Origin of the sequence: Oceanospirillum linum (genome assembly GCF_001995095.2) — a bacterium.
GTDB classification, from domain to species: Bacteria; Pseudomonadota; Gammaproteobacteria; order Pseudomonadales; family Halomonadaceae; genus Oceanospirillum; species Oceanospirillum linum.
In genome coordinates this window covers 123,665-130,795 of the sequence record NZ_MTSD02000008.1, presented here as the reverse complement: position 1 = coordinate 130,795, position 7,131 = coordinate 123,665, and the positions used below count along the sequence as shown (strand labels likewise).

Genomic DNA, 7,131 nt, shown 5'->3' with positions numbered 1-7,131 from the left:
TTCTAAACTCAACCAACCAGCTTAGCCAGAAAAAGAGCAAATAAAACAAGGAGTTAACCGTTGCCGGGAGACTTGCTCCGTGACAACGAGGGCGAATTATACGCACAAAACGGGGCAGCACAACCCCTAAAGGCAATTAATTTTCAGTTTTTAGTAAAATAACAACTCAACAGCGATATCAGCCCCGCACTCCCTGCATCAAACCCATCCCATCCTGTGCCGGGCACCCCTTCCATCAGTAAACGTGCGCTCTATCTATATAGTGTAGTAACAAATATAGTGACGACAAACAGCCTGGCTATCGCTTGTTCCCGCCGACTCATGATTACTTTACGAAAAAGGCCCGCAGGCTGAGTGCAATCCTCATCCTACGGGCCTTCTTACATACCAGCCAAAACAGGTACTGCTCTATTCAGCCGGAATAAATACGAACAGCCTTAAGCCAGGGTCACTTTTGCAAACTGCTTTTTACCCGCTTGGCAGACATAAGTTTTTCCTTTGTGCAGCTTCAGGGTAGCCTCAGCTACTTCACCATCAACCTTAACACTACCTGCGGCCAGCATATCTCTTGCTGCCTTTGAGTTTTTGGTCAGACCAGCCTTATTAATCACCGCAGAAACAGGTACTTCATCCTGACCTTCAAAGTCAACCGTAATCTCCGGCAGATCTTCCGGCAGCTCACCATCCTTCAGGCGATTACCAGCGCCTTTGTGTGCATTAGCAGCCGCTTCTTCGCCATGGAACCTGGACACCAGCTCACGAGCCAGCTCCATTTTAATATCACGGGGGTTTGCACCCTCTTCATCCACCGAGCGACGCATCTCATCGATCTCGCTCATCGGGCGAAAACTCAGTAACTCGAAATAACGCCACATCAGAGAGTCAGGCATGGATACGATTTTGCCGAACATTTCACCCGGCGCATCATTAATACCAACATAGTTACCCAGTGACTTAGACATTTTCTGCACACCGTCCAACCCTTCCAGGATCGGCACAGTGATACAGATTTGCGGCTCCTGGCCAGCGCCTTTCTGCAGCTCACGCCCCATCAGCAGGTTGAACTTCTGGTCAGTACCACCCAGCTCAACATCTGCTTTCATGGCAACAGAATCATAACCCTGAACCAGCGGGTACAAAAACTCATGAATCGAAATCGACTGATTGCCTTTATATCGCTTGCTGAAGTCATCACGCTCGAGCATACGGGCAACCGTTTGCTGAGCTGCCAGCTCAATCATCTCTGAGGCGGTCATCTTACCCATCCAGTCAGAGTTAAAGCAGACTTCAGTTTTTTCCGGATCAAGGATCTTGAACACCTGCTCGGTATAGGTCTTAGCGTTTTTCGCTACATCTTCTTCAGTCAGCGGCTTACGGGTAACATTTTTACCGGTCGGGTCACCGATGCGGCCGGTAAAGTCACCAATCAGAAACATAACGTGATGACCCAGCTCCTGAAAATGCCGCAGCTTATTAATCAGTACAGTATGACCCAGATGCAAGTCCGGAGCCGTGGGATCAAAGCCAGCCTTAATACGCAGAACCCGACCGCTTTCCAGCTTCCTGACCAGTTCATCTTCAACCAATATTTCTTCTGTACCACGCTTAATCAGCGCTAAAGCATCTGCAACGGAGCTCATCTATCTATCCTATGTCAATTTCAGCAACATATGTCGAATGTTTTTCACCAATTGTAACTTGGAAAAAATAGCGTACATTATAGCATTCAGGTACGGTTACCCAACGATTTCACCTACAGTTTCTGGTTTTATTTCTTATGCTTAGACGTGCACAACAATTAAAGCACCATATCATCCTTGGCCTGACGATCCTTTTGGCTGTCCTTATTACTCTGATCTCAAGTCAGGATGTTTCCGCAAAGCGCGTCGTTATCCCTCTGGACCTGACGATTGAGGAGCGCATTCTAACCTGGCCACGGTTAACAGATGACTGGCAATCATTTACGGTTCAGAAAGGTGAAACTTTATCAGAACTTTTTTCACGCGCTGGCATTCCAGCATCTGAGCTATACAAAATATTGCATAGCAAGCAGGTCGCCACAGACTTATCACTACTAATGCCAGGCCAAAGCATTCACTTTAAACATGACAGCGATAACAACCTTATCTCCGTACGCCTCGATACATCTCCTCTTTCTCTTTCTTTATTTAAACGCAACGCCCAGGGCAACTACATCGAAGAAACACTGACCCGCGAACCCGAGCGGGTTTTGCGCTATTCCGAAGGGACTATTAATGGTGCCTTTTTTACAGCCGGTGAAAACGCAGCACTAAGCCAACAAACAATTATGGGTCTGGCTAATATTTTTGGCTGGGATATCGATTTTTCACTCGATATCCGACCCGGTGATAACTTCAAGGTTCTTTACTATCAGGAGTACCTTGATGGAGTACGTTTTCGGGATGGCAATATTCTCGCTGCCGAATTTACAACTCAGGGGAAAACCCATCGCACAGTTCGCTATACAGACCAAGAAGGCAAAGCGGATTATTACTCTCCGGATGGGCGCAGTATGCGCAAACAGTTTTTACGCTCCCCCGTGGATTTTACCCGTATCAGCTCTCACTTTACTAAACGCCGTTTTCACCCGGTCTTAAATCGCTTCCGGTCCCATAGGGGCACTGATTATGCAGCGAAAACAGGCACGCCGATCAAAGCAACAGGTGATGGAAAAATCATAAAATCCCGCTACAGCCGCAGCTATGGCAATCACGTAGTCCTGAAACACGGCAGCAGATACACCACCCTCTATGCACATATGAGCAAGTTTGGTCGGGGGATTAAGGAAGGCAAAACAGTCAAACAGGGTCAGATTATTGGCTATGTGGGTAGCACTGGCTTAGCCACAGGGCCACACCTTCACTATGAGTTCCGCATTAACGGTATTCATAAAAACCCTGTTGCTATCAAGTTCCCTGATGTCGAGCCTATCGCCGATAGAGAGCGCGAACGGTTTGATCAATATGCATCAAACCTTCTTAGCAACCTTGAAACTTATCCTATGGTACAACTGGCTAAACTTGAGCAGTGAGAGATATCTATATAGGGCTGATGTCCGGGACAAGTGCTGATGGCGTTGATGCCGTACTGATTGAGTTTACCCGTGAAGACGACAAGCATCCGGGCTTTCATATCCTGCATGCCCTTGATATCCCTTATCAGGCCAGCTTTCGCAAAGAGCTGCTCAAGCTGGCTCTGTCCCCATCCTGTGACAAAGCTTTTCTGGCGACGATCAGTGGTCAACTGGCAGACTTCTTTGCGGAGGCGGTCGGACGTTTATTGCAGGAGAGTAAATTTAGCGCAGACCAGATTATCGCTATTGGCAGCCATGGGCATACGGTTGATCACGCACCTAACAACCCTTTGCCCTACACACTACAAATTACCGACCATGCCCGACTGGTGGAAAAAACAGGAATCAGTGTTGTTTGTGATTTTCGCAGCCGCGATATTGCTGCTGGCGGCCAAGGAGCGCCATTAGTACCAGCGTTTCACCAATGGCTTTTTACCCACCAGGCTCTACCGGACACAGGTAGCGAGCAAGCTATTATCAATATTGGCGGGATCTGCAACATAACACTTGTTAACGCTGGGTTAGGGTTTGACTGCGGGCCAGGCAACTGCCTTATTGACTACTGGCACCAACTTAATACAGGTGAAAATTTTGACTATGCAGGTGAATCTGCACGCAAGGGTCAACTGGTCCCTGAGCTGCTGAACGCAATGCTTGAAGACCCTTACTTTTCCCAGCAAGCTCCGAAAAGCACAGGCCGTGAATATTTTAATCAGGAGTGGCTCAATCCTAAACTGGTGCTTTCAAATGATCATTGGCAAGATACAGCGTTTACCCTGACACTACTGACAGCCAAAATTATCGCCGACCAGATTAACCTCTACAACTGCAGAGAAGTGTTTCTTTGCGGTGGTGGCAGTCATAATACATTGCTCATCGAGCAGATAAAGCAACACGCCCCAGGGGCATCCCTTAAAACAACATCCGATCTCGGCATTGCACCGGATTGGGTTGAAGCTGCCGCATTCGCATGGCTGGCCCGCCAGACTCTGAACAACCTGCCCGGAAATCTGCCCAGCGCAACAGGCGCCAAGGGTGAGCGTATTCTTGGTGCCATCTATCCGGCATAACTTCAAGCAGACTGGCGAGCAGATGATATAAAAAAGGCAGCCCTTAGCTGCCTTTTAAACTCACTGCCCAACCTCATGCTAAACAGTAAAGGACGACCCACAACCACAAGTGGTGGTTGCATTGGGGTTCTGCACAACAAATTGTGAACCTTGTAAGCCTTCCTGATAGTCCACAACAGAGCCCACCAAGTAAGGATAACTCATCGGGTCAACGACCATTTTAACACCATTATTTTCGATAACTGTGTCGTCTTCCTGATTACTCTCATCGAAATCGAAACCATACTGAAAACCCGAACAGCCTCCACCGGTTACATAAACCCGCAGCTTCAGTTCCGGGTTCTGCTCAGCATCAATCAACTCACGAACTTTGTCAGCCGCTGAATCGCTTAATATCATAGCCTGGGGAATATATACGTCCGCCGTCATTGTTCGCTCCGAAAAAGTCATCAAAGTGAATTATCTGCTTAACCTACCAAAACAGTCAACTACTATAGTTGTCGAATAGCCAATCAAAACCACAAATAAAAAAGCCCGCACATCCTCTGAGAGAGTGCGGGCTCAGCACAATAGCAATCTGAAACTGCCGTCAGCTGTTATTCTGCTTTTTTATCTTTTACTGCACTCGCTGCAACAGGAGTCGCACCCGTAGTTTTAGGCGCGGCGACAGGCTTCGCATCTGCAGCAGTTTTAGCTGCTTTAGAGTCGGTCTCAACGCCTTCGTTAAACACAGGTTTTTCATGGGTTACACTCTTAGGCATTGCCGGACGGTTTTCTGGCTTGCCCCGGTAACGGTGCATCAGGTTACCACTCACCTGAGAGCCCATTACCATTTCAATCATATTATAGAAAATGTTGCCATTAACGGTAGCCCGGGAAGCCAGCTCGATATGCTCACAGGAGTGGATATCACCGGACACCTGGCCGTTCACGATAACGTGCGGGGCCGATATTTCACCTACGACAACACCTTTCTCACTGATGCGTATCACTGCCTTTGAGTCATCTTCGGCAATAATATTGCCAAACACCTTTCCATCGATGTGCAAGCCACCGCTGAAATGAAGGTCACCAACGATCTCTGCCTTACCTGACACCAAGGTATCAAAATGATGTGTACTTGGTTTGCTGTTTTTTCCAAACATGCCTAAACGGCCTCCTGAACTGACCATTCATAATTCTTTTCAACCCGCATCGCCTTACGGCCAGTAGACTGCAGAATCACTTCGATTTTCTCTGGCTTAAAGCCTTTTGGCAGAACCATCTCACCACTTACATTCTGGAAGAAGCGAAAGCGGAATCTGACACCCAGGTCTTTAACATCCGATGATAAGTCTCGCAGAGGTAGAACACGTCGGGTTGTTCCCTGAAGCCCAACAATACTCACCAGCGCGCGACCTTCTATATAATTGTTATTGTCTGCAACCTGAGTAAGAACCAGCTTAAAACTGAAGCGGGACGGATTCAGTGTCTTTGCCACTGTCCAGCTTTCAACCCTAAGGCCTTTGTCTTCACTGCTGGGAGCCATCACGCGCTTGTAGAAAGTCACTTCATTTTCAAGCTGTGCAATGCGAGCATTGAGATCTGTAATCGTATTACGGACCTCCGCATAGGTTTTCTGATCAATCTGATTACCGCGAGACAGTACGGCAACTTTTTGACGCAGCGTTTCATTTTCTTTTTCTAATTCTGTCAGAGTTTCGCGTAATTCATCACGCTCGATTACGGCTGAACGGCGCTCTTCCCACCCCTGGTATTGGCCGTAACCAAACCCGGCAAGAACAATCACGATTAGAAACAATAAAAAAACCGAACGGCGCAAGAAACGCTCCATTGGGCTATAAGAAACAATTTCCAACTGATCCTGTTTGCTTCCTTTGACCATTGTCATACCTGGTAACTCATTATTGTTATGGTTACGGCATCAATCCTACCTGGTTGAGCCCTGCATTTTCCTCAAGACCGAACATGATATTCATGTTCTGAATAGCCTGCCCGGATGCGCCTTTAACCAAATTATCGATCACAGATAGTACCACAACCTTGTTGCCATTCTGCGGCCTGTGCAACGAAATTCTACACATATTTACACCCCTTACACTCCGTGTTGCCGGGTGAGAACCCGCTGGCATCACATCAACAAAGGGCTCATCTTTATAGCAGTTTTCGTACAGAGTCTGAAGGTCAACGTTCTGCCCTTCCAAAAGATCGGCGTAGATAGTGGCATGAATGCCACGAATCATCGGCATCAGATGAGGTACAAAAGTCAGTGCAACATCTTTACCCGCTCCACGATTCAGCTCCTGGGAAATTTCCGGAAGGTGCCGATGCCCGGATGCACCATAGGCCATGACAGATTCACTGGTTTCACATAACAAAGAACCCACTTTTGCGCCCCGGCCTGCACCGCTTACACCAGACTTGCAGTCAGCCACAATTTCAGGCCGGATCAGGCCAGCTTCTAGCAGCGGCAGGGCTGCCAATTGAACGGCCGTTGGGTAGCAACCCGGCACAGCAATCAGACGGGCAGACTTAATCTGTTCACGCTGTGTTTCAGGCAGGCCATACACCGCGTCGTTCAGCAGAGCAGGGGCTCCATGGGGTTGGCCATACCACTCAGCCCAAAGTTCTGGGTCACGGATGCGAAAATCGGCAGAAAGGTCAATAACCCGACAGCCACGGGCCAGAATGTCACCGGCCAGGCTATGAGCCACGCCATGAGGCGTTGCAAAAAACACCACATCACAAGCAGCAAGAGCATCTGTATCAGGCACTGTAAACTCAAGGTCATAGTGGCCGCGTAAGTTCGGGTACATATCAGCGACGGCAACACCAGCCTCGGATCGCGATGTAATCACCTCAACCTGAGCATCAGGGTGCTGTGCCAACAAACGTAACAACTCAACTCCGGTGTAACCGGTGCCGCCAACAATACCGACTTTAATCACTGTCGCTCTCCACTGTTCA

Annotated in this window: 7 protein-coding genes; 2 read left to right on the top strand and 5 right to left on the bottom strand. The window is 48.3% G+C overall.

The window, feature by feature from the left end:
• Positions 1-437: 437 nt before the first annotated feature.
• A complete protein-coding gene (tyrS, locus tag BTA35_RS14865; protein WP_078320608.1) occupies positions 438-1,640 on the bottom strand; it encodes a tyrosine--tRNA ligase in 1,203 nt (400 codons plus the stop codon).
• A 137-nt stretch (positions 1,641-1,777) separates the two neighbouring features.
• On the opposite strand from tyrS, the gene BTA35_RS14860 reads away from it, so the two are divergent.
• Positions 1,778-3,052 carry an OapA family protein gene (locus BTA35_RS14860; RefSeq protein WP_078320607.1) on the top strand — a complete coding sequence of 425 codons (1,275 nt, stop codon included), beginning with the start codon at positions 1,778-1,780 and terminating at the stop codon, positions 3,050-3,052.
• Complete coding sequence (locus BTA35_RS14855; protein ID WP_238377610.1) at positions 3,049-4,164, top strand: anhydro-N-acetylmuramic acid kinase; 1,116 nt, start codon at positions 3,049-3,051, stop codon at positions 4,162-4,164. The genes BTA35_RS14860 and BTA35_RS14855 overlap by 4 nt, the downstream gene beginning before the upstream one ends.
• A 78-nt stretch (positions 4,165-4,242) precedes the next feature.
• Here BTA35_RS14855 and erpA read toward each other — a convergent pair whose 3' ends face one another.
• The 4 genes from erpA to argC form a co-directional block, all read right to left on the bottom strand.
• Complete coding sequence (gene erpA / locus BTA35_RS14850; protein ID WP_078320606.1) at positions 4,243-4,593, bottom strand: iron-sulfur cluster insertion protein ErpA; 351 nt, start codon at positions 4,591-4,593, stop codon at positions 4,243-4,245.
• Between the two features lie 167 nt (positions 4,594-4,760).
• A complete protein-coding gene (locus BTA35_RS14845) occupies positions 4,761-5,309 on the bottom strand; it encodes a bactofilin family protein (RefSeq protein WP_078320605.1) in 549 nt (182 codons plus the stop codon).
• 2 nt (positions 5,310-5,311) lie between these two features.
• On the bottom strand, positions 5,312-6,055 hold the full coding sequence (locus tag BTA35_RS14840) for a DUF6776 family protein (protein ID WP_139363678.1): 744 nt from the start codon (positions 6,053-6,055) through the stop codon (positions 5,312-5,314).
• 25 nt (positions 6,056-6,080) lie between these two features.
• Positions 6,081-7,112, bottom strand: a complete 1,032-nt coding sequence (gene argC, locus BTA35_RS14835) for an N-acetyl-gamma-glutamyl-phosphate reductase (protein WP_078320603.1) — start codon at positions 7,110-7,112, stop codon at positions 6,081-6,083.
• Between the last annotated feature and the right edge of the window lie 19 nt (positions 7,113-7,131).